The following is a 23,139-nucleotide window of genomic DNA, read 5'->3' as shown; positions in this document are numbered from 1 at the left end:
GAAAGCTACCGATCCGAAATTTCGGGAGAGAAATCTTTGAAATTGCCTCTTTCGAAGTGCAAAGATTTCTCCACTTCGGTCGAAATGACAATAAAATTTTAACCTTATTAGAATTATTCTAAATTTCGAAATGTGCACTTTTTGCAGTTTAGATTGTCGAACTTTAGAAAACAACAACATCTCAAAACATATTTTATGCAATCATCTGATCAGGAACCAAATCATGGCGATTCGAGGAGAGATTTTTTAAAGAAAAGCTCCTTGATTACAGCCATCGCCTTAACACCATCAGTAGCAGTTAAAGCTGCAGAAAATCAAGCTGATGAGCGTTTCGCTGAACTTTTCGAAAAAATACCACTCAATCTCACTGTAAATAATAAAAACTACAAAAGCGCTGTAGAGCCTAGAATTACCCTTTTGGATTACTTACGTGAAGAACTTCATTTAACAGGCACAAAGAAAGGTTGCGATCATGGTCAGTGTGGTGCGTGTACGGTTCACGTTGATGGTGAAAGGGTGAATTCATGTCTGAGTTTAGCGGTAATGAATGAAGGCAAAAAAATAACAACCATTGAAGGTTTAGCAAATGGGGAAGCACTTCATCCGATGCAGGCCGCTTTTATTAAACATGATGGTTTTCAATGTGGCTATTGTACGCCAGGACAAATTATGTCGGCGGTGGCTTGTGTTAACGAAGGTCATACAAGCTCAAGGGCAGAAATTAGCGAATATATGAGCGGAAATATTTGCAGATGTGGGGCTTATCCAAACATTGTTGATGCAATTGTTGAGGTTTCGAAAGGAGGACAAAAAGCATGATCAACTTTCAATACTTAAGAACAACTTCCGCAAAATCAGCCTTAGCTTTATTAGTAAAAGATAAAAACTCAAAGTTTCTGGCCGGCGGAACCAACCTGATTGATTTAATGAAAAGAGGCGTTACAGCACCTGAAAAATTAATCGACATCAATCATGTTCCTTTAAAAAACATCGAGCAAATTGGTGATAAAATCATTATTGGTGCATTGGCTTCAAACACAGCTGTTGCAGAAAATCCGATAGTTAAAGAAAAGATTCCGTTGCTGGCAATGGCATTAAATGCTGGTGCTTCGGCTCAGTTGAGAAATGTAGCGACAGTTGGTGGTAATATGATGCAACGAACGCGTTGCGGTTATTTTTACGATACCGAAATGCCTTGCAACAAACGCCAGCCAGGTTCTGGTTGCGGTGCCATTGGTGGATTTAACCGCATGCATGCTATTTTTGGCACTTCAGAAAAATGCATTGCGGTGCATCCAAGCGATATGTGCGTGGCGCTAACTGCTTTAGATGCTATCGTTGTGCTCGCAAGTGCTAAAGGTGAGCGAAAGGTTTTATTTAAAGATTTCCATCGCCTGGCGGGAGATACGCCACAGTTAGACAATAACTTAAAGGCAGATGAAATGATTCTTCGATTGGAAATTCCAGTAAATAATCTAGCCAAAAATTCATATTATTTAAAAGTAAGAGATAGAGCTTCTTACGCTTTTGCCTTAGTTTCTGTTGCCGCTGGAATGGAAATATCGAATAATAAAATTACAGATATCCGATTGGCGATGGGTGGCGTGGCACACAAGCCCTGGCGTTTAACAGCATCAGAAAATTTCTTAAAAGGAAAGGAACCATCTTTGGGAAATTTTGAGCAGGCTGCAAAATTAGCCATGACAGATGCTAAAGGATTTGGAGAAAATGATTTCAAGCTTCAAATGGCTCCTAACTCAATCATCGAAGCGTTAACCGTTGCAAAATCTAAAGCATAATCATGGAAAAAAGAGTTTTAAAAGATGCAAACGACCGTGTCGATGGAATTCACAAGGTTACAGGGAAGGCCAAATATTTTGCTGAATACGAATTGCCAGGATTAACTTATGGCGTTTTAGTAACCAGTACCATCACAAAAGGCAAAATTACCACACTTGATACCAAAGCTGCAGAAAAAGCACCTGGTGTAATTTCGGTAATTTCTCATTTAAATAAACCATCAGCGCCAGCATATGAACAAGAAGGCGGTTCGCCATTTAAAATATTCTATACCGATAAAATTTTCTTTAACGGACAACCCATAGCCATAGTTGTCGCAAATACTTTTGAAAGAGCAACTTATGCAGCGTCATTAGTCAAAGCAACATACGCTAAAGAAGATTTTAATACGGATTTTGAGAAAGCTATCAGCGATGCGAAGGCAAAGAAACTGCAAGGCCAGCCGGATTATAAACGAGGTGTAGAGAATGCTTATAAAACTGCGGATGTAAAAATTGAAGCAAAGTATCACCTCCCAATTGAAACGCATAATCCAATGGAATTACATGGGATTATAGCTGACTGGCGCCCGAATAATCAGGTAACGGTTTACGCGAAAACACAAGGGGTAAAAGCTACGCAAGGTACTATTGCCAATGTTTTTAAAATCCCGATTGAAAATATTCAGGTAAATTCTGAGTTTGTAGGTGGTGGTTTTGGTATGGCTTTAAGAACGTGGCCATTGGAAATTGCTACCGTAATGGCTTCAAAACACATTGCCAAGCCAGTTAAACTGGTAATTACCCGAATGCAAATGTTTACCATGGTGGGTAATCGTCCGGCTGCAGTTCAAACCATTGGTTTAGGCGCAAATAAGGATGGCACTTTAACGGGAATTACACACCGGGCGTTTGGCGAAACTTCGGCTTATGAAAATTTTACCGAAGGAGTAGTGAACATGGCTAAGTTCATGTATCAGTGCGATAATGTAAATACGCAGTATACTGTTGTGCCAGTTGATTTAGGGGTACCCATCTGGATGCGTGGACCCGGTGAAGCAACCGGTGCTTTCGCTTTAGAAAGCGCAATTGATGAAATGGCGCATGCTTTAGACATGGACCCATTAGAATTCAGAATCAAGAATGACCCGGAAAAAGACCAGCAACGGAATAAACCTTTTTCAGATAAAAATATAAAAGAAGCTTACCGCGTAGGTGCTCAGAAAATTGGATGGAGCGAACGCAAAAACAAACCTGGAAGTTTGGTTGACGGCCAATGGAAATATGGTTACGGCGTAAGCATTGGCGTTTTCAATGCAAACAGAGGAAGAGCTAGCGTAAAAGGTATTTTAAAGGCCGATGGAACTTTGGTTTTGCAAAGTGCAACCAGCGATATCGGACCAGGTACCGGAACGGGTATGACTTTAATTGCCAGCAAACTATTAGGAATTTCCGGCGATAAAATCAAATTTGAACTGGGCGATTCTTCCTTGCCTCCGGCACCGAGTCAGGGTGGCTCAGCAACGCTTTCCACAGTGGGTTCGGCAGTAAATGATGTTTGTGTCAGCTTGAAATCGACTATCGCAGAGTTGGCCGCTAATTCAAATATGGATGCAACTTCTAATTTTGTAGATGTGCTTAAGAAGAATAATCTCCCACAAATCGAAGTGACTAAACAAAGTCAGGCCGGTAAGGAGCGGGAAGATTATTCGATGTACTCCTTTTCTATCCACTTTGTGAAAGTAAAAGTTCACAGTTTAACCGGCGTAGTAAAGGTTGATAAAATAGTTTCCGTTGGCGATTCAGGTTCCATTGTAAGTCCGAAAACAGCCCGCAGCCAAATGGTTGGAGGTGCAGTGGGTGGTGTGGGTATGGCTTTGCATGAGGAATCCATTATCGACCACCGTTATGGAAGATACATCAACAATAATTTTGCAGATTATCATGTTCCTGTGAATGCAGATATTCCTGAAATTGAGGTTCATTTTATAAATAAACCCGACCCTTATATCAATCCAATGGGGGCTAAAGGAATGGGCGAAATTGCTTTAATTGGTTTCTCTGCTGCTGTGGCCAATGCTGTTTTCAATGCCACAGGGAAAAGAATCAGAACTTTGCCGATTACTCCTGATAAGATTTTAGCGGGTTAACAAAAGCTACTAAATGAATTGGGCGTATTTTCGCCGATATTCTTTGTGTTATCAATCACAAAAAAAGGAACATAAAAAAAGGCGAGCCAAATTTTCGGCTCGCCTTTTTGCTAGAATATATCCTGCAATTATTTTGCAGCAGTTTTTCCGCCATAAGTGGCAGCTAACTTTAATGCTTCGTAAGCATTTACGATACCCCCACTAATGCATAAATCAGAAAAAGGAACTGATACAGATTCTGCATTTTCATCATCACCTTTTTTATAAGAAACATTGTGGTTTACCTTGGTAACCGATTTTACAATGATTTCTTTTACCTGCGCAGCAGATAGTTTTGGATAATATGAGCGAATTAATCCGGCTAAACCAGCCACAACAGGAGAGGCCATACTTGTTCCGTTCAAGTTCTTGTATTTAGAACCTGGTACCGTAGAATAAATTTGAACACCTGGTGCAAAAACATCTACCTGAGTTTTGCCGAAATTAGAGAAACTTGCTTTTAAAGTTTCATCGTCTTTCGGACCAGAAGCACCTACAGTAATCCATGATGCGATGGTTTTTTCATCTAAATCTTTGTGGTTAGGAAAATTATTTTCTGTATCAATGTCTTTATTTTCGTTACCAGCAGCCTGAACAATTAAAACATCTTTTGATGCAGCATACTTCATGGCTTCATTCACTACTGCTTTATCCCAGCTATATGCTTTACCAAAACTCATGTTAATTACTTTTGCGCCATTATCTACCGCATAACGGATACCGTTAGCAACATCTTTATCACGCTCATCGCCGTTAGGTGTACAACGAACACCCATAATTGCAACATTATCAGCAACGCCCATGATACCTAGCTTATTTGTTCTATCGGCAGCAATGATACCAGCCACATGAGAACCATGCATGGCGTCAGGTCCAGCAACATCATTATTACCGTAAAATTTCTCTTTCGAATCATTTGGATTATCTCCTACGATGGCACGAGGATCGTAATCAACATTTAGGTTGTACTCTGCCTGACGGGTGTAATAATCGAAACCTTCTTTAATCTGATCCTCATAAAAATCTTTAAAGCTTCCTTTTTCCAGTTGCTGAACCATCACACCCTGAATACGTGTTTCAGGATCAGTTGTTGGTTTGAAGTTTTTGAAATCCTCCAGCGTAGGATTTTCTTTGCCGATTTTCTTTACAACTGCATCTAAAGCATTCTTAAAACCGGAGATTCCAGCCAATCCTTGTTTCGCTTCTGCCAATTGTTTTTCCAGATCAGCTCTTCTGGCTTTAAATGACTCATAATCTGCTTTATCCTTTTCTGTTACATTTGCATCAGTTGTGTTTGCAAAACGAGTTTGATCGCGACGAACTAAACGGGTTAATTCAAGGGTTTCAAAATTGATGGATTCCTTTGGCCCGCCAATAAAATTCCATCCGTGAATATCATCGGCATATCCGTTTTTATCATCATCCTTTCCATTACCAGCAATTTCCTTCGCATTCACCCACATGATTCTCTTTAAATCTTCATGTGTAGCTTCAACGCCACCATCGTTTACCGCAACAATAACTTTGGTCGATTTTTTACCTTTTAAAAGTTCTTTATATGCTTTTTCAGTACTGATACCAAATGTCGAATCAGTTTTTAGATCCAGGTTTTGCCAATTTGCTTTCTGCGCATTTGCGATAAATGGAAATGCACTCACTACAGCAACGCTTAGCAGCGCTTTAAAAATATTACTCTTATTCATTTACTTATTTTTGTATTAAACGTCGAAAGTTAATTTTAATTTTTTTCATTCCCATAAAATGTATTAAAAATGATGCTTTTAACACATTTTCTAAAATAAAAATCCTGATCAATTTCATGATCAGGATTTATTTTATATTTCTAGAAGGAATTATTTTAGGCTTTTGGCTATTTCTTTGGCAGCAACATCATGCCCTTCAATAACTTTTAAAGTTTTAGTTGCCCAACTCTTTAATGATGCATCACGGTTTTGAGCGCCTTCTTGAAAAAGTGTTATCGTTTTCCCATGATCAGTAACCATCATGTCGATATAATGTTTATCAAACGAAGCACCTGTCATTTTTTTCATTTCGTCAAGATGGATCTGATCTTCGGCAGGCAAAGCATCAGGAGTAATAACTTTTTTCTCTACCGCAAGTGCTTTAAGTTCAGTATTGGCTTTGGTATGATCGGCCAGCATTTGTGAAGCAAATTCCTTTACCTTTTGATTGGATGAATTTTCAATAGCAATATTTGCGGCTTCAACTTCCATAATGCCACCAACCGCCGCTTTTCTTAAAAACGTAGCCCCGGCCTCATCCAGTCCCGATTGTGTACTTTCAGCACCAGTAACGTGGTTGCCATTTACCATATTTGTATCGCCCGCGACACTGTCTTTTGTGGTTGCCGATTTTTTATCTGCAACTTGACAGGCCTGAAAACTTACCGTAAATGCAATTGCTGTGGATAGCAGAAATATCTTTTTCATGTGGATTCAATGTTTTAATGTGTATTGAAAACACCTAAGCCAGAAAAAGGTTTTTGAATTAATCTTCCGCTACAGTGGAGTAAGCATGAGGAATAACGATTCCCATTTGCCTTTCTGGATTTTGAATAGCTTCAAAACCAAACTGTTCATACAACCCATGGGCATCCAGTGTGGCCAGTTGGTAACGCCGCAAACCTTGCAAGTCAGGGTGAAAAATCATAAATGAAATTAACTTTTTTGATAATCCCTGGCCACGATAATCGCTTTCAATATAAACATCGCAAAGCCAGCCGAAGGTGGCTTTATCTGTTATCCAACGGGCAAAGCCAATCTGATAGTTATCTTTATATATACCAAAGCACAGCGAATTTTCGATGGATCGCCTTACCACTTCTAATGGAATATTTTTCGCCCAGTAAGACTCCTGGCTAAGGTACTGGTGAATCGCATCAATTTGAAGCAATTCTTTGCTGTCAGAAAATATAAATCCGTTTTCGCGTATTTCCATCTTTTCGCTGATTGAAACTGATAAGCTGTTAAATTATTTATCAAAAGCTTATCAATCTGATATTTAGTTGCGCATGTTAATGAACTGTAAAGGTTGATCAAAATCTTCGCCACGGCATAAAGAAATTACTGCCTGTAGGTCGTCAATCTTTTTTGCAGTTACACGCACCTGATCATCCATAATTGATGGCTGCACTTTTAAACCGCTGGCTTTAATTTTAGCAACCACTTTCTTCGCAGCTTCTTTATCAAGTCCTTCTTTGATGGTAATTTCTTTGCGGATCATGTTGCCTGAAGCAATGGTCTCTTTTCCAAAATCCAGACTTTTTGGGTCTAAATTTTGTTTCATCATTCTGGAAATAATCGAACCTTCAATGGCTTTCAAACGCATATCATCTTCTGTAACGATGGTTACCACATTTGTTTTTTTATCCAAATCGACGGTACTTTTTGAGCCGTTAAAATCAAATCTGTTTAAGATCTCTTTTTTGGCATTGTTAATCGCATTATCAAGTGTTTGCGCATCAACTTTACTTACAATATCAAAAGAAGGCATGTTTCTAGCTTTAAATTAAAAAATTAAGTAGATTTAGTTGAAAATAAATCTCTCACACAAAAAAACGAAAAATAATATGAAAACCACTAAAGCGAAGTCTCAAAAAAAAGCCACCAAAAAAGAAGCTGCAAAACAACTAGAGCAATCGATTACAGCACAATTTTTAGATGTAATAAAAAGTTTAGGGCATGACGCCTCAGAGATTAGTACCGAGGTGGCCAGGGCAAGCAAACGTGTTGCGAAAAAATTAACGAAAAAATTTACTGTAATTAAAGCTGATGTTGGACATAAAATTGATGATTTATTAAAATCCTCAAAATCGAAAGCCAAGGAGGCGAAAAAACCTGTAGTTAAAACCATAGACAAGGCGGAGAAATCTGCTGCGAAAGTGGTTAAAAAGGCTGTTTCGAAAGCAAAGCCAATAGTTCAAAGTGTTAAGGTTGCAGCCATTGCTTCCGAAGATAAAGTAGAAAAAGTACTGGCTAAACCAGTTGAAAAGATTAAGGAAACGGCGGCGAAAGCAGAATCTGCAGTTAAATCTAAAGTTGTTGCGGTAAAAGATAATGTTGCGGCGAAAGCAAATTCAGTAGCTAAAGCTCCGGTAAAAAGAACAGTTGCCAAAACGGCTTCAGCAGTTAAGGCTAAAACACCAGCTGTTAAAGCGGTGGAAGCCAAGGCTACGCAAGCAAAAGATGATATAAGTAAAGTCGCGGCTAAAACAGATCTACCTGCTAATAAATCTAAAAGTATTAAAAGCTCACCTAAAAAACTGCTTTAACTATTTTAACAGGTGTAGATAATGAAACAATTTGTTAACGTGAAAACCGTCATTTGTTAACATCAATTTAACAAATTAATTCGCAGATTTGAACATCCCTGTAACGCAGGGATTTTTATTTTTTTTAATGAGCAAGAAGAAAATTCCATTTTTAAACAGAGAGATAAGTTGGTTGTATTTCAATGATCGGGTTTTGCAGGAAGCAGCCGATGAAAGCGTTCCACTCATTGAAAGGATTAAGTTTTTATCTATATTTTCTTCAAACCTGGAAGAGTTTTATCGCGTAAGGGTAGCTACCATGTCGAGGCTTACCAATCTAAATGATAAAGCTAAAGCGCTATTAGGTTATAATCCGAAAAAGATCCTTAATGAAATTAAAAATATAGTTGTTAAGCAGGAGCGAAAGTTCGATTTATTGTTTCAGGCTACGTTAATAAATGAACTGGCTCAAAACAGGATTTTCATTTTAAATGACACGCAATTAAACGTAAGCAGGGGTGAATTTGTAAAAAATCACTTTCGGGATAAAATTTTATCTAACCTGGTTCCGATTATGCTGGATATGGATAAGCCTTTTCCGGAGCTAAAAGACCGTTACCTATATTTCTTTGTGAAGTTATCAAAAAAAGATACGAAGCTTAGAGAGAAATATGCGTTGATAGAAATTCCGCCAAACTTGCCTCGTTTTCTTGTTTTACCAGAAACCAACGATTTAAAATTTATCATCTTAGCAGAAGATATTATCCGTTACTGCCTTGATGATATCTTCTATGTTTTTACCTATGATCATTTAGAAGCTTATTCCATTCAGCTTACCCGCGATGCTGAATTGGATATTGATAAAAACATCGACGATAAATTTATCGAGGACCTTAAAAGCAGTCTGGAAAAACGTAAGAAGGGAAAGCCAATGCGCCTACTTTACGATTCTGCAATGCCTCTAAACATGCTTACGTTATTGGTGAATAAGCTAAAATTAGATGCTGATAGTTTAATTCCAGGCAATAGCTACCATAAATTTGGAGATTTTATTGCCTTTCCAAATGTGGGGAAGAAAGAACTGGAATATGCTCCAAATATTCCGTTGAAAGTACATGATTTACCGAGAACGCAAAGTGTTTTTAGCCGGATTGCCCGTCGCGATTACCTGGTAAACCTTCCTTATCAATCCTATGATTACATTATCCTGTTTTTACGCGAAGCAGCGATTGATCCTAAAGTGACGGAAATCCAAATTACATTATATAGGCTTGCAGAAAACTCAAAAGTAATTAACGCCTTAATTAATGCTGCTAAAAATGGAAAATCCGTATCAGTGGTATTGGAATTAAAAGCCAGGTTTGATGAGCAGGCGAATATTTACTGGACCAGTCGTTTAATGGAAGAAGGTGTTAAGGTAAATTACGGTTTAACCGATTATAAAGTGCATTCGAAAATTTGTCTGGTTAAACGGATGGAGAAAGAAAAACCTGTGTACTATGCTAATTTAGCTACTGGTAACTTTAATGAGAAAACGGCAGGTTTATATTGCGATCATAGCATTTTTACAGCGAGGAAAGAAATTACCAATGATTTGGTAAAGTTGTTTGATGCGTTAAGCAAGCGAACTGTAACCAAAGGATTTAAGCATTTAATTGTTTCTCCGCTGGAAAGTCGCTCGAAACTCATCAATTTTATTAACCGCGAAATTAGAAATGCCAAAGCCGGAAAACTGGCTTACATCATGCTGAAAGTAAATAGTTTAGCAGATGAAGGCATCATTTCTAAATTATACGATGCGAGTAATGCAGGTGTTAAAATTCAGCTGATTGTTCGTGGTATTTGCTGTCTGGTGCCGGGAGTTAAAGGCTTTAGTGAAAACATTACGGCCATTAGCATCATCGATAAATTTTTAGAGCATGCCCGGGTTTACATTTTCAGCAACAATGGCAAAAACGATATGTATCTCTCTTCTGCCGATTTAATGAGCCGCAATTTTGAGCATAGGGTAGAAGTGGGCTTTCCGGTACTAGACCCGGAGGTGAAGCAGGAGATTCAGGATATCATCGATTTACAGCTGCAGGATAATACCAAGTCTCGGCAAATTAACGCAACAAACAATAACAAATACCATAAAAACAGGCTCAGCAAAAAAATACGGGCACAGGTAGACATTTACAACTATTTAAAAACCAAGCACCAATCATAATGTTAAGATACGCAGCGATAGATGTGGGTTCGAATGCAGTTAGGCTGCTCATAGCCGACATCAGCAAACGGGATGGAAAATATAAATATAAAAAAAATACTTTAATCAGGGTTCCACTTCGTTTAGGCGACGATGCCTTCTTAGATCATCATATTTCTGAACGGAAAGCAGGTGATTTGATTAAAACCATGTCGGCTTTTAAGAGTTTGATGGATGTTTACCATGTTTCTGAATATTTGGCTTGCGCTACTTCTGCCATGAGAGAGGCCGGTAACGGACAGGATATTGTAAAACAAATTAAAGCACAAACGGATTTAACACTCGAAATTATTGAAGGTCAGCGTGAAGCCAATATCATATACGCTAACCACATCGAAGAAGATCTGGACGAAAACAAAACCTATTTGTATATTGATGTAGGTGGTGGTAGCACCGAACTTTCCGTTTTTGTTAAAGGCGTACCGGAAGCATCAAGATCATTTAATATTGGAACCATCAGGATGCTCGACAACCAGGACAAGGAAGAAACCTGGGATGAAATGAAAGAATGGGTAAAGGAACATACTAAATCGCAAAAGCATTTGGCTGCGATTGGAACCGGCGGCAACATCAATAAGCTTTTTAGAATGAGCGATGAGAAAGAAGGGGCGCCGATGTCTATTCAAAAACTCAACGCACTTTACAATAGGCTCACCAGCTATTCTTTAAAAGAACGTATTCACGAACTTGGCTTAAACCCCGACCGTGCTGATGTAATTATTCCCGCCAGTGAAATTTATTTAACCTTAATGAAATGGACGGGTATAAAGCAAATTTTTGTACCAAAGGTTGGTATGGCAGATGGTATTATTAAACTGCTCATCGAAGAGAAGCTGGATCAGGCATGATGATTTCCTTCGTAAGCGAGCTTTAAAAAATACATCACTTCATCGTTAAAATCTTCGGTATAGTAAATTCTGAGGTGATGATTAAACTGGTTAGTTCCTGGAACATTTGCAATCTTGCTGAAGCTTAACTGATTGTCAAAAGCCTGATTGAAAGGTAATACGATATGAATAAAGTTCTTACCCAATTGCGTAACATAAGCAAACGGAACTGTTGATTGCAATACGATCATTGTTTTTGTGGCTTTAATCTCAAATACTCCAAAAGTATTCAGTTCATCAATAAAAAAACGGAATAAACCTAAAGTATATTCCGTTTTTCCGATTAAAAATTCTTTTAACTGATCAGCCATTTTACTCTTCCAACAATCTCGTTGCGGCTTCATCGGTAAAAAAGGTAAGCTTTCCGTCGATGGGATCAATTAACTGAGATGGATATTGATCAAAGTCTTTGTGTTCGTCGCCAATTACATGTTTAATGGCTTCCGCTTTGTTTTCACCAAAAACCAGGAAAGCCACGTTTTCAGCTTTATTAATCAGAGGTGCAGTAAAGCTGATGCGATAAGTATTTAATTTTTCTACAAAAACTGAAGCCACGTTCACTTCTTCATCCTTTACTAAAGTAGTATGAGGGAAAATAGAAGCCGTGTGTGCATCATCACCCATGCCTAATAGAATAAGGTCGAAAACAATATCTTCTCCCTTAAAATGTTTATCGATTGATTTTTTATATTCAATCGCTGCTTTTTCAGGTGCCAGGGTAGTATTCACATAAAATATGTGGTCATCTTTGATATTCAATGGATCAAGCAAAGTTTTCTTCGCCATTAAGCCATTATAATTTTCATCATCAGCAGCCACATTACGCTCATCGCCAAAAAAGAAATAAACTTTTTCCCAGTCGATTCTGTGCTCACACTTCTCTGCTAAAAACTGGTAAAGTGCTTTTGGCGAGCCTCCACCAGTTAAAACGAAATTGAAGCGGTCGTTTTCTTCGATGGAAAATTCTGCAATCTTAATAATATAATCAGCAAGATCTTCAGTAAGTTCGTCGAGCGTTTTGTAAATTAATAAATTCATTATTATGATATTGGATGTCATGTTGAGCTTGTCGAAACATCATGAAGTTCTTCGACAGGCTCAGAATGACAATTGGATTAACTATTCTTTATTTTTCAGTGGCAAATTAAACCAGTGGAAACCGTCTCTCGCAATAAGCGCTTCGGCTTCTTCCGGACCCCAACTATCAGCAGGGTAGTTCGGGAAGTTGATTGATTTTTTACTTTCCCAGGTATTTAATATTGGCATCACCAGTTCCCAGGCAGCTTCTACCTGATCGCCACGCATAAATAACGTTTGATCGCCCATCATGGCATCAAGCAATAAGGTTTCGTAAGCTTCAGGTGTGTCACCTTCGTAAGTTCCTTTATAGTCAAAAACCATATCAACCGGATTTAAAACCATATCTAAACCTGGTCTTTTCGCCTGTACCTGCATACGAATGCTCATTTCTGGCTGGATGCTGATAACCAATCGGTTTTGTTGCCAGTTTTCAGTTACACCTGATGAAAAAATCTGATGTGGAACATCTCTGAATTGGATGGTAATTAACGACGAAGTTTGATTTAAACGTTTTCCCGTTCTTAAATAAAACGGAATGCCTTGCCATCTCCAGTTATCGATATGGAATTTCACCGCAGCAAATGTTTCTGTATTGGAATGAGGATCTACGCCTTTTTCCTGGCGATAACCCGGAACTTCTTTTCCTTCAACCCAACCTTTGCTGTATTGGCCGCGAACGGTATGGAAACGAATATCTTCTGCAGAGAAAGGACGCATTGCCCTTAAAACTTCTACTTTACGGTTTCTGATTTCATCGGCGTCAAAATTGATAGGGGCCTCCATGCCAATTAAACATAAAAGCTGCAGCAGGTGATTTTGAATCATATCGCGTAATGCGCCAGCGCCTTCATAATAACCGCCACGATCGGCAACACCCAATTGCTCCGTAACAGATATTTGCACATGGTCGATATATGATCGGTTCCATAGTGGCTCAAATAAAGCATTCGCAAAACGGAAAGCCATCATGTTTTGAACGGTTTCTTTACCTAGGTAATGATCAATACGGTAAATCTGCTTCTCTGTGAAAATTGTACTTAGCAGGGCATTAAGTTCTTTTGCTGAATCTAAATCATGGCCAAAAGGTTTTTCAATTACAATTCTGCTGTTATCATCTGTTTGCGTGATTTTATATTTTTGCAAACACTCCGCAATAATCGGGAAGAAATTAGGTGCTACAGCCAGGTAAAAGATAACCTGCGTTTCTTTACCGTATTCTTTTTTATATTGATCTACCGAAGCTTTTAAATTCTCGAAAGTTTTTGGGTGGGCAAAATCAGTAGGGCAATAGTGAATGGTATTTCCAAAATCGTCCCATTTATCTTTTTTTACCTTCCCTGTTCTCGAAAATTCATTAACAGCGTCTTCTAAAGCACTTTTGTAGGTTTCATCTGTAAACTCCGTTCTACCTGTTCCAATAATAGCAAATTGCTCAGGCATGTAACCCTCAATAAATAAGTTGTATAAAGCAGGAGCTAATTTTCTTTTGTTCAAATCACCTGTACCCCCAAATATTACAAATACTGTTGGGTTTAATGCGGTTTTGGTTTTCATTTTATATTGAAATTCTTAATCAAATTTATTATGATAATTTATTCCAGTCAGCATGGAAAACGCCATCTTTATCTATGCGTTCAAAAGTATGTGCACCAAAGAAATCTCTTTGTGCCTGAATGAGGTTAGAAGGCATTCTAGCCGTGGTAATGGTATCAAAGTACGTTAGGGTAGAAGCAAAAGCTGGAATACCAATGCCTGCATTGATACATGCTGAGATGGTTTTTCGGGTGCCGTTGAGGGTAGATTTGATGATGTCTTGAATTCCGCCATCACCAAATAAATGTTCCAATGAATTGTTTTTATCGTAAGCCTGATAAATATCTTCTAAAAATTTAGCCCTGATGATACAGCCACCACGCCAGATTTTAGCAATTTCCTGCAATTGAAGATCATATTGATATTCTTTAGATGCCTGAACCAACAGGTGCATGCCTTGAGCATATGCACTGATCATCGAGAAATAAAAAGCATTTTCCAGGTCATCAACAGAAACATCAATTTTGTTCTCTTTTTTGCCAAACGCTTCTTCTAAAGAAACTCTTAAGGCTTTAAATTTTGATAAATCGCGGTTAGAAACGGCTTCGTTAATGGTTGGCACAGGTAATTGTAGCTCCATAGAAACTTCCGATGTCCATTTTCCAGTTCCTTTCGAACGTGCTTCGTCTTTAATCTGATCTAATAAGTCGTTCTGTGTTTCAGTATCTTTAAACAGGAAGATTTCTGCTGTAATTTCCAAAAGGAAAGATTGCAGGCGGCCTTCATTCCATTTTTTAAACACCTGATATATCTCCGAGTTTGAATAACCTAAACCATTTTTTAACACGCCATAAACTTCGGCAATAAGCTCCATGATGGCATATTCAATACCATTGTGTACCATTTTTACAAAATGGCCGGAAGCACCAGGACCAATATAAGTTACACATGGATCACTGCCCACTTTCGCTGCAACGGCATCGAAAACTTCTTTAACTACGTTGTAAGCCTGTTTATCGCCACCTGGCATCATACTAGGGCCAAAACGGGCACCTTCTTCACCACCAGAAATACCCATTCCGAAGAAATGTAAGCCTTCTTTTTCCAGCTCATCAACTCTACGATTGGTATCGGTAAAGTGTGAATTTCCACTATCAATGATGATATCTCCTTTGCTTAACAATGGTTTTAATTCGGCAATAACGCTATCTACAATTGGTCCGGCAGGAACTAATAAAATTAACGTTCGTGGAGTTTGTAAACTGCTGATAAACGCCTGGATGTCATCATAACCTTTTAAATTATGCGCTTTTCCCTCTTCTTCAAGTTTGGCAATCATTTTATGATCTTTATCGTAACCTGTTACAGAGAAACCTTTATCGGCCATGTTTAATAATAGGTTGCGGCCCATGGTGCCTAGCCCTATCATTCCCAATTTGTAATTTTTAGACTCGTTATTTGACATTTTTTGCTTTTTTGCTTGTAACCCAAAATTAGGGTTTACATTTTAATATTAGAGATGCTGTTGTTAAATGATTGTAATAAAAAACCATCAATAGTGTAGTTTTTACACTTTCGGATTAACCGTAAAGATATTGTATTTGTCGGCTAATTTCCAAAGCTTCGCACCGCCCTTTATTCCATCTCTGTTGGTTACCAGCTTAATATTATCATCCAGTTTAAAATCGATTTGTTTTGAATTGCCACCACCGATATAAAGGAAATCGTAATTAAAAACTGTTTTGTAGGTTTCAATTACCTTTTTTAAGCGTTTGTTCCACCGCTCGCCACCGATTTTTTCAAAAGCCTTATTGCCGATATAGTCGTCGTAATCTTCATCTTTGTTTAACGGAAAATGAGCCAGTTCTAAATGGGGCAGAAGCTCTCCATCAAATAAAAGTGCCGTACCAAAACCTGTTCCAACGGTAAAAACAATTTCAAAACCTTTTCCTTCAACCACGCCTAAGCCCTGTTGATCGGCATCATTTACCAATCGTACCGGTTTGTTTAAAGCATCTGCAACACGCTGGGCCAAATCAACATCAGCCCATTTATTTTTAGCCAAATTAGGCGCTGTTTTCACAATTCCGTTTTTTACATAACCAGGAAAACCGATGGAAACTCTGTTGAAGGTATTTGGAATAGGCTTAATGAGTGCTTCGATTCCAGTAACAATGTCCTTTGGCGTAGCACCTTCAGGTGTTTTGCTTTTCAAATATTCTGATAACATGTTTCCATTTTCATCAAGTAATACGGTTTTGATACTGGTTCCGCCAATGTCTATAGATAGGATGTTCGTTTGCTCGGTGCTGTTTTGTGCCGCCATATATATTTTATTATGCTGTAACTGATTTTTACAAATTAATAGAATCAAAAAACATAAAACGAATAGAATGGAAGATAATTTAAAATAGTAAACTACAAAATCTATGTAATTAGTAGAATATTATTAAGTTTGTAGCGTTATCTTCAAAACAGAAAATTAAAGATTATGGGCTTAAACTACCTCGCATTTGCTATTCCTGCTTTTTTCATTTTTGTTTACATCGAATATAAGATAGCCCAAAATCAAAAAAGAGCAAAGGTTTTTAAATACGAAAGCACTGTAGCAAATTTCAGTATCGGGATTGCAGAGCGATTGCTTAACCTGTTTATTGCGGCCAGTTTTTATCAGCTATATGATTGGATTTATCGCAATTATGCACTCTTTGATATTTCTACAGCATGGTATGTATGGGTTTTGATCCTGCTGGCGACTGATTTTGTTTGGTACTGGTATCACCGCTTAGGCCACGAAATCAATTTTTTATGGGCAGCGCATATTGTTCATCATCAAAGTGAAGAGTTTAATTTATCTGCTGCCGCGAGAATTACAACCTTCCAGGCCTTATTCAGAAATATTTTCTGGTGTGTATTGCCATTTATAGGTTTCCACCCAACGATGATTATTACGATTTTGTTGGTTCATGGTGCGTATTCGTTTTTTACACATACCCAGTTGGTTGGCAAGTTGGGCTGGCTGGAGCATGTATTTATCACGCCCTCTTTGCACGGTGTTCATCATGCCAGTGATGAAAAATACCTTGATAAAAATTATGGTGATGTATTTGTTTTTTGGGATAAACTTTTCGGAACTTTTCAAACAGAAGAAGAGCCACCCAAATTCGGGTTGACACATCCGTTAAAAAGCTACAGTTTTTTGTGGCAGCATTTCCATTACTACCTCGAAATAGGCGAGGCTTACAAGCGTGCGAACGGCTTCAAGGCAAAATGGAATGCCCTGTTTGGTAGCCCTGCGCTCATGGACCAGAATATCAGACCCATTTTGGAACGGAGGTTTAGGCAGGATAAAATTAAACAACAATCGAAACCTCGTTTTAAACTTTATTTGAATGCACAACTCATTATTGTTGTGGCAATGCTTACCGGCTTAACCTTATATTTTAACCTGATGAGTCTTACAGATCAGATTGCTATATTACTTTTCATCATCATTACACTGATTAATATCGGAGCTTTATTGGAACAACGTAAGTGGATCTATTATTTAGAGTGCTTTCGTTTGATACTTCTACTAAGTTATTTATTTTACAGTTTCGATATTTTTAGCCTGGTTGTTTTCCCAATAGCGGCATTGATTATTCTTGAGCGAACAATTTCTTTAAGTAAAATTTACGCAAAATACGTATTTGCTTATCAAAGTATTAAGTAACTATGTTTCTTTAGCTTTCGATTATGTAGGAACATAAATGTTACTTTAAAAGTTTCATTATATTTAATAAGCTTAAATTGTGTTTAAAATTGATTTAAATATTTTAAATGTAATTAAAATATTACTTTCCATTATCGCGTGGTAAAATAATAGTTCCGCAGTTCTTTTTATAAACTATTAGCGGTTTAATTGCCTATTATGATCGTTTTAAGCTAATCAATATTTTGATAAACGTCATTATTAATCTTTCAATATCCCACAAACCCATCTTCAAAAACTGAAATAATTTTTCAGTTTTTCGTAAATTGTTTTTAGTTTCGATTTGTTTTACTAGATTTAATTATCGAAACCATTAAAAATGGTAAAACCAACAATTCGTAATTTTATGAGCGTTACTATCGTTTTTTAACAGCTGCTTAACATGCCCTTAATCTACAGGGCCTTACTTTGCCGCTAATCCGAACACGAAACAAAACGAAAATTACCAATTATTGAAACCTAATAACCGGATATAATATGAACAAACTTTTTACTAGAACAAGTTCCATGTTTTGGCGTGGAATAAAAGCTGGCGATGCAATCCCTAAGCATCTTCAGACAGATGAAAAGAAATCGTTCCTTCAGGTAACGAGCCATTCCTTTTCATTTTACATCAAAATTTTTCTACTTGGTATTTTTCTTTCATCAACCTTAAGCGTGCTTGCGCAACAGCCTGCACAACGCTTTGTAGTGAAAGGAAAAGTGCTGGATGATGAAGATGGACAACCACTTGTGGGAACTACCATTAGTGATGGCGTTAAAAAGGTATTAGGGGTTACCAACGATAACGGAGATTTTTCTGTTACGCTTCAGGGAGCAGGATCAATTTCATTTAATATGGTTGGTTATACGGTTGTAACAAGAAGCATAAGCTCAAACCAGAATGGATTAACTATCCGCTTAAAATCATCTAACAGCCAATTGAATGAGGTAGTGGTAACTGCTTTAGGTATTAAGAGAGATGAAAAGGCACTGGGTTATGCAACTACAACTGTTGATAGTACGCAATTGACCGAAGCGGTAGCCACGAACTGGACTGATGCCCTTTCGGGTAAGGTTGCTGGTTTAAACCTGGTAAGATCAAACAGTGGCCCTGGTGGTTCGAACAAAATTATATTACGTGGTGAAAATAACTTAACGGGCGATAATGAAGCCCTAGTTGTTGTAGATGGGGTTGTAGTAAGTAGCAGTGGCGGTCGCCGTACTGCAGCAACATCTGGTGGAGTTTATGGAACTGGAAGTGATAACATGCCTGCAGATTACGGAAGCACAATTAACGATATCAATCCGGAAGATATTGAAAGTGTAACTGTATTAAAAGGACCTGGTGCATCGGCTTTATATGGGCAGCGTGGTGCAAACGGTGCGATTATCATTACTACAAAATCTGGGAATTCGAAACGTAAATCATTAGGGATTAAATTTACTTCAAATGGTTCATTTGAGGAGGTTAACCGTTGGCCTGACCTACAATATGAGTATGGACAAGGATTAGACGGGGCTTCATATTATTCTTATGGGGCAAGTGCTGATGGTGCCAGTACCAGCGGAACGAGTTCTGCTTATGGTCCACGTTTTGATCCGAGCTTAAGCTTTTTTCAATATGACGGCACACGACAAAATGTAGGCTTAACGCGGACACCATGGGTACCTTATACCAATCAAATCAGAGAGTTCTTCAGTAAAGGGGAGAACTTAACAAATACTTTAAGTGTAGATGGAAAACTTGGAAAAACAACAAATTTCCGTACATCTATTTCTAACCAAAGCAATACCTGGATCATTCCACTTTCTGGAGTGGAACGTACGAACGCTTCATTATCTATTAACTCTGACATCACCAAGAAGCTGAAGTTAATGGCGAAGGTTAATTATGGTAACAGGTATAGTGATAACCTGCCAGGTAATGGTTACGGAAATCAATCGATTATGTATTGGTTTATTTTCTGGCAGCCAAACGCTGATTTGGAATCAATTAGAAATTATTGGGTAAATGGTCAGGAGAACCGTTTAATTAAATATCCGTATAGCTCATTTCCTGAAAATCCATATGCAGTTGTTAATGAATTTAAAAATAAACAACGCCGAAACAACGTTACCGGTAGCATTCAGTTAAGCTATCAATTTACTAAAGAGTTAAGTTTATTGGTAAGAACCAGCGTTGATTATGCAAAACAAAAACAAATGCAGGAACGTCCTTATGATGCAGGAAGTAAATTGATATTCGGGTCTTACCGGGAGCAAAACAGCCATTCATCAGAAACCAACAGCGACTTCTTAATCAGATATGACAAAAAAGTAAGCAACGATTTTAGTTTCAATTTATCTGCAGGTGGTAGCCAGTTAAAAAACAGATATGACAGATCAGATATCAGGGCTGATGGATTGAGAGTGCCAAACATTTATGAATTATCAAATAACTTATATCCTTTATTATCTATTCCTGATACTTCAAGATTAAACATCAACAGTTTTTACGGTATCTTATCAAATAGCTATAAAAACTTTTTATACCTTGATATCACAGCTCGTAAAGATTGGAACAGCGCTTTGGCTTCTTCAACAAGAACAGATAATGTTGGTTTCTTTTATCCATCTGCCAGTGCAAGTTTTGTAATGTCGGAGGTGGTTAAAATGCCTAAATTTGTTAACATGGCGAAGCTTAGGTTCTCAGCTTCACAAGTAGGTAGCGGCAGTTTAATTCCTTACCGAACCGCTTACACTTACGGTTTAGCTTTTAGTGGTTCTTATCCGGATAGCGCCCTGGTAAATCCAGGTTTGTTGGCCAACAGTAATTTGAAACCTTTAAGAACAACAACTTACGAGTTAGGTGCCGACATCCGTTTATTTAAAAACAGGTTGAATTTTGATATTGCAGTTTATGCTGGTAAAACAAATGATCAACATTTAACGCGTATCGTAGATAGGGCTACAGGTTATAATCAAATGCTGATTAACGCCGGTCAGGTGAATAATAAAGGTTTAGAAATATCAGTAAATGGAAGCCAGATTAAAAGTAAAAACGGTTTCAACTGGTCGACTTATATGACATTCTCTACCAACCAAAACAAAATTATTGATATGAACGGTGATAGTTCGGTGGTATTAAGAACCGGACCGGTTGCAGGTGGACAGATTGTTGCCAAAGTAGGTGGCAGTATGGGTGATTTATATGGTAGGGGTTATGTTCGTGATCCTCAAGGAAATGTTGTTTTTGATGCCACAACAGGCTTGGCTAAAATTACAAATGATGTGGTTTACCTGGGCAATACCATTCCAAGATTTAAAGGAAGTATTGGCAACAATTTCAGCTACAGACAGTTTAGCCTTAATTTGTTATTTGATGCGCAGATTGGTGCAGTAGCACACTCTTTACTAAACTATAAATTAGTAGAGCAAGGTAAACTTACCTCAACATTACCAGGAAGATACAGTGGTATTATTGGTAACGGAGTAGTGCAGAATGCTGATGGAACTTATCGTAAAAATGATGTAATCGCGACAGATATTGACGAATATTATCGTTCAAACATGGGTGCTGACAATGCTGAAGGAAGTACCTTTAGTACCGATTTTATCAAATTCAGAGAGGCAGCATTAACCTATAAATTTAAACCTAGTTTCCTGAAAAAAATTGGTTTGAATTCGGCTTCATTTGGAGTTTATGGACGTAACTTGTTCATTTGGTCGCCATGGCCAATGTTCGATCCTGAGTTTGGTACCATCAGTGGATCAGACATTGTTCAGGGTTTTGAAATAGGCCAGTTTCCATCAACCAGAACCTACGGATTTAACCTATCTATTGGCATATAACTAGAAAACATCATGAAAAATAATATAAAAAAGCTTGTTATTCTTTTAGTTGGCTCTAGCTTAACATTCAGCTCTTGCCAAAAGGATTTCATCGCAATCAATACAGATCCGATTAATATTATCGATACTACGCCTGATAAATTGATGGCTCCTGCATTGGTTAATTCACTGTCGTTAGGGATGTTTCGTAACCGAAACTTTAACAATGAATTGATGCAGGTTACCGTAAACCAGGACGATGGAGATGCAACAGTTTTCCGATATCAATACAGACGTACCTTTGCTGATTATCTTTATAATGGTTGGTATATTCAGTTAACCAATTTTAAAGATATGTACAACAAGGCTTCAGAGCCTGGTAAATTGAATAAATCGTATCAGGGTATTTCATTAGTGATGCAATCATGGCTTTACGCCGACCTTACCGATACTTATGGAGACATTCCTTTCAGCGAATCAAATAAGGGATCGGAAGTTACTGAGCCTAAATTTGATACACAAAAAGATGTGTACTTAGGTATTTTTAAAATGTTGGAAGAGGCAAATACCTTATTGAGCTCAGGAACCGCAATTGCCGCAATCAGCGATCCGGTTTATAAGGGTGATATCGCTAAATGGCGTAAATTCTCTAACTCTTTGTATTTAAGATTATTGCTTCGGGTTTCGGGTAAAGCAGATGTTTCTGCGCAAGTGATTGCAAAGATTAAAGAAATTGCCAATACCAATACCACTCAATATCCTATTATTGCCAATAATGGAGAATCGGCTAAATTGCTTTGGAATGGAGGAATCAACGTTTCTGATCCATACACTTCGCCATTGGTGAATGGTATTCGTGAACAGGATTACAGGGCACCAGCCATTGCCAGTTTCTTTATTGATCGTTTAGTGGCCTGGAAAGATCCGAGAATTGATATCTCTGCCGCCAAAGGTTATGCCAATGCAGGGATCAACCGGTGGGGAATTTCTCAAGGGCCTTCAGGATTTGCAGGAGTGCCAAGTGGTTATTTAGTTGGAGGGGGAGCACCGAAACAGGCTTACTTCTATTCATTTGCCCAAACGGTTTCAAGTGTAGCACTGAATGCTCGATCCTTACAAGCTAACCCACTTACAGGTATTTTTATGAACTATGCTGAGGTACAATTTATCTTATCAGAAGCAGCTTTAAAAGGATACATCACTGGTTCTGCAGAAGCCTATTATAACACTGGAATAGCAAATTCAATTAATTACTGGGTGCCGAGTTTTACCACTTCAACTACCGCAGCAGAATTTTTAGATTATATTAACGAAGCTGATATTGAATGGGGAACTTATAACACCGGACAATTCGTTGATAAATTGGAGCAAATTCATATGCAAAAATATTATGCTTTGTTTATGGTAGATATGCAACAATGGTATGAGTACCGCCGAACCGGACATCCTTATTTGCCTAAAGGTCCAGGACTTGCGAACGGTGGCGTGATGCCAGCCCGTATGACTTATCCGGTATATATTCAGTCTACCAACCCAACAAATTACCGTTTAGCTGTAGCATCTATGGGTGGCGACGAAATCAGTACACAAGTATGGTGGCAAAAACCGTAA

At 38.0% G+C, this 23,139-nt stretch carries 18 protein-coding genes; 9 read left to right on the top strand and 9 right to left on the bottom strand.

What is annotated here, in order from left to right; all coding sequences use genetic code 11:
• The first annotated feature begins 195 nt into the window (after positions 1-195).
• From R2Q70_RS16795 to R2Q70_RS16785, 3 genes are read left to right on the top strand one after another with little or no spacing between them, the layout of a single operon-like run.
• Positions 196-819, top strand: coding sequence for a (2Fe-2S)-binding protein (locus R2Q70_RS16795; RefSeq protein WP_316808706.1), 624 nt, complete (start codon positions 196-198; stop codon positions 817-819).
• On the top strand, positions 816-1,799 hold the full coding sequence (locus R2Q70_RS16790; RefSeq protein ID WP_316808705.1) for a xanthine dehydrogenase family protein subunit M: 984 nt from the start codon (positions 816-818) through the stop codon (positions 1,797-1,799). The genes R2Q70_RS16795 and R2Q70_RS16790 overlap by 4 nt, the downstream gene beginning before the upstream one ends.
• Positions 1,800-1,801: 2 nt before the next feature.
• Positions 1,802-3,928: a xanthine dehydrogenase family protein molybdopterin-binding subunit gene (locus R2Q70_RS16785; RefSeq protein ID WP_316808704.1), complete on the top strand. Its 2,127-nt coding sequence runs from the start codon at positions 1,802-1,804 to the stop codon at positions 3,926-3,928.
• A gap of 128 nt (positions 3,929-4,056) precedes the next feature.
• Here R2Q70_RS16785 and R2Q70_RS16780 read toward each other — a convergent pair whose 3' ends face one another.
• The 4 genes from R2Q70_RS16780 to R2Q70_RS16765 form a co-directional block, all read right to left on the bottom strand.
• Positions 4,057-5,670, bottom strand: coding sequence for a S8 family peptidase (locus tag R2Q70_RS16780; protein WP_316808703.1), 1,614 nt, complete (start codon positions 5,668-5,670; stop codon positions 4,057-4,059).
• Between the two features lie 150 nt (positions 5,671-5,820).
• A complete protein-coding gene (locus tag R2Q70_RS16775) occupies positions 5,821-6,417 on the bottom strand; it encodes a DUF4142 domain-containing protein (RefSeq protein WP_316808702.1) in 597 nt (198 codons plus the stop codon).
• 58 nt (positions 6,418-6,475) lie between these two features.
• Entirely contained in the window at positions 6,476-6,925 is a 450-nt protein-coding gene (locus R2Q70_RS16770; protein ID WP_316808701.1) for a GNAT family N-acetyltransferase, read from the bottom strand.
• A gap of 63 nt (positions 6,926-6,988) precedes the next feature.
• Complete coding sequence (locus tag R2Q70_RS16765; protein WP_056849049.1) at positions 6,989-7,480, bottom strand: YajQ family cyclic di-GMP-binding protein; 492 nt, start codon at positions 7,478-7,480, stop codon at positions 6,989-6,991.
• A gap of 76 nt (positions 7,481-7,556) precedes the next feature.
• On the opposite strand from R2Q70_RS16765, the gene R2Q70_RS16760 reads away from it, so the two are divergent.
• The 3 genes from R2Q70_RS16760 to R2Q70_RS16750 all read left to right on the top strand — a co-directional run bounded on the left by R2Q70_RS16760 (position 7,557) and on the right by R2Q70_RS16750 (position 11,333).
• Complete coding sequence (locus R2Q70_RS16760) at positions 7,557-8,258, top strand: hypothetical protein (RefSeq protein WP_316808700.1); 702 nt, start codon at positions 7,557-7,559, stop codon at positions 8,256-8,258.
• Positions 8,259-8,385: 127 nt separating this feature from the next.
• Positions 8,386-10,446, top strand: a complete 2,061-nt coding sequence (gene ppk1 / locus R2Q70_RS16755; protein WP_316808699.1) for a polyphosphate kinase 1 — start codon at positions 8,386-8,388, stop codon at positions 10,444-10,446.
• Positions 10,446-11,333 (top strand): exopolyphosphatase, encoded by an 888-nt coding sequence (locus R2Q70_RS16750; RefSeq protein WP_316808698.1) that lies wholly within the window; start codon positions 10,446-10,448, stop codon positions 11,331-11,333. Before ppk1 ends, R2Q70_RS16750 begins: the two co-directional genes overlap by 1 nt.
• Here R2Q70_RS16750 and R2Q70_RS16745 read toward each other — a convergent pair.
• The 5 genes from R2Q70_RS16745 to R2Q70_RS16725 form a co-directional block, all read right to left on the bottom strand.
• A complete protein-coding gene (locus R2Q70_RS16745) occupies positions 11,324-11,683 on the bottom strand; it encodes a DUF5655 domain-containing protein (RefSeq protein WP_316808697.1) in 360 nt (119 codons plus the stop codon). The genes R2Q70_RS16750 and R2Q70_RS16745 overlap by 10 nt on opposite strands.
• A gap of 1 nt (position 11,684) precedes the next feature.
• Complete coding sequence (gene pgl, locus R2Q70_RS16740; RefSeq protein WP_316808696.1) at positions 11,685-12,410, bottom strand: 6-phosphogluconolactonase; 726 nt, start codon at positions 12,408-12,410, stop codon at positions 11,685-11,687.
• Between the two features lie 81 nt (positions 12,411-12,491).
• Positions 12,492-14,006, bottom strand: a complete 1,515-nt coding sequence (zwf, locus tag R2Q70_RS16735; protein ID WP_316808695.1) for a glucose-6-phosphate dehydrogenase — start codon at positions 14,004-14,006, stop codon at positions 12,492-12,494.
• A 28-nt stretch (positions 14,007-14,034) separates the two neighbouring features.
• Positions 14,035-15,450: an NADP-dependent phosphogluconate dehydrogenase gene (gndA, locus tag R2Q70_RS16730; RefSeq protein ID WP_316808694.1), complete on the bottom strand. Its 1,416-nt coding sequence runs from the start codon at positions 15,448-15,450 to the stop codon at positions 14,035-14,037.
• A gap of 102 nt (positions 15,451-15,552) precedes the next feature.
• Complete coding sequence (locus tag R2Q70_RS16725) at positions 15,553-16,311, bottom strand: ROK family protein (protein WP_316808693.1); 759 nt, start codon at positions 16,309-16,311, stop codon at positions 15,553-15,555.
• A gap of 165 nt (positions 16,312-16,476) precedes the next feature.
• Here R2Q70_RS16725 and R2Q70_RS16720 point away from each other — a divergent pair, with 165 nt between their 5' ends.
• From R2Q70_RS16720 to R2Q70_RS16710, 3 genes are all read left to right on the top strand, one after another.
• Positions 16,477-17,697, top strand: coding sequence for a sterol desaturase family protein (locus R2Q70_RS16720; protein WP_316808692.1), 1,221 nt, complete (start codon positions 16,477-16,479; stop codon positions 17,695-17,697).
• A 516-nt stretch (positions 17,698-18,213) separates the two neighbouring features.
• Entirely contained in the window at positions 18,214-21,549 is a 3,336-nt protein-coding gene (locus R2Q70_RS16715) for a SusC/RagA family TonB-linked outer membrane protein (RefSeq protein WP_316808691.1), read from the top strand.
• Between the two features lie 12 nt (positions 21,550-21,561).
• On the top strand, positions 21,562-23,139 hold the full coding sequence (locus tag R2Q70_RS16710; RefSeq protein WP_316808690.1) for a SusD/RagB family nutrient-binding outer membrane lipoprotein: 1,578 nt from the start codon (positions 21,562-21,564) through the stop codon (positions 23,137-23,139).

It is taken from the genome of Pedobacter agri (assembly GCF_032678665.1).
Lineage (GTDB): Bacteria > Bacteroidota > Bacteroidia > Sphingobacteriales > Sphingobacteriaceae > Pedobacter > Pedobacter agri_A.
Note: the sequence above shows the minus strand (reverse complement) of the source record. Positions and strands in the feature narration are given on the sequence as shown.

Coding starts and splice junctions, on each gene's coding strand:
- R2Q70_RS16750 (WP_316808698.1), top strand. CDS start 10,446: ATGTTAAGATACGCAGCGATAGATGTGGGTTCGAATGCAGTTAGGCTG.
- R2Q70_RS16795 (WP_316808706.1), top strand. CDS start 196: ATGCAATCATCTGATCAGGAACCAAATCATGGCGATTCGAGGAGAGAT.
- R2Q70_RS16790 (WP_316808705.1), top strand. CDS start 816: ATGATCAACTTTCAATACTTAAGAACAACTTCCGCAAAATCAGCCTTA.
- gndA (WP_316808694.1), bottom strand. CDS start 15,450: ATGTCAAATAACGAGTCTAAAAATTACAAATTGGGAATGATAGGGCTA.
- R2Q70_RS16780 (WP_316808703.1), bottom strand. CDS start 5,670: ATGAATAAGAGTAATATTTTTAAAGCGCTGCTAAGCGTTGCTGTAGTG.
- R2Q70_RS16725 (WP_316808693.1), bottom strand. CDS start 16,311: ATGGCGGCACAAAACAGCACCGAGCAAACGAACATCCTATCTATAGAC.
- R2Q70_RS16715 (WP_316808691.1), top strand. CDS start 18,214: ATGAACAAACTTTTTACTAGAACAAGTTCCATGTTTTGGCGTGGAATA.
- R2Q70_RS16775 (WP_316808702.1), bottom strand. CDS start 6,417: ATGAAAAAGATATTTCTGCTATCCACAGCAATTGCATTTACGGTAAGT.
- ppk1 (WP_316808699.1), top strand. CDS start 8,386: ATGAGCAAGAAGAAAATTCCATTTTTAAACAGAGAGATAAGTTGGTTG.
- R2Q70_RS16770 (WP_316808701.1), bottom strand. CDS start 6,925: ATGGAAATACGCGAAAACGGATTTATATTTTCTGACAGCAAAGAATTG.
- R2Q70_RS16745 (WP_316808697.1), bottom strand. CDS start 11,683: ATGGCTGATCAGTTAAAAGAATTTTTAATCGGAAAAACGGAATATACT.
- R2Q70_RS16760 (WP_316808700.1), top strand. CDS start 7,557: ATGAAAACCACTAAAGCGAAGTCTCAAAAAAAAGCCACCAAAAAAGAA.
- pgl (WP_316808696.1), bottom strand. CDS start 12,410: ATGAATTTATTAATTTACAAAACGCTCGACGAACTTACTGAAGATCTT.
- R2Q70_RS16710 (WP_316808690.1), top strand. CDS start 21,562: ATGAAAAATAATATAAAAAAGCTTGTTATTCTTTTAGTTGGCTCTAGC.
- R2Q70_RS16785 (WP_316808704.1), top strand. CDS start 1,802: ATGGAAAAAAGAGTTTTAAAAGATGCAAACGACCGTGTCGATGGAATT.
- zwf (WP_316808695.1), bottom strand. CDS start 14,006: ATGAAAACCAAAACCGCATTAAACCCAACAGTATTTGTAATATTTGGG.
- R2Q70_RS16720 (WP_316808692.1), top strand. CDS start 16,477: ATGGGCTTAAACTACCTCGCATTTGCTATTCCTGCTTTTTTCATTTTT.
- R2Q70_RS16765 (WP_056849049.1), bottom strand. CDS start 7,480: ATGCCTTCTTTTGATATTGTAAGTAAAGTTGATGCGCAAACACTTGAT.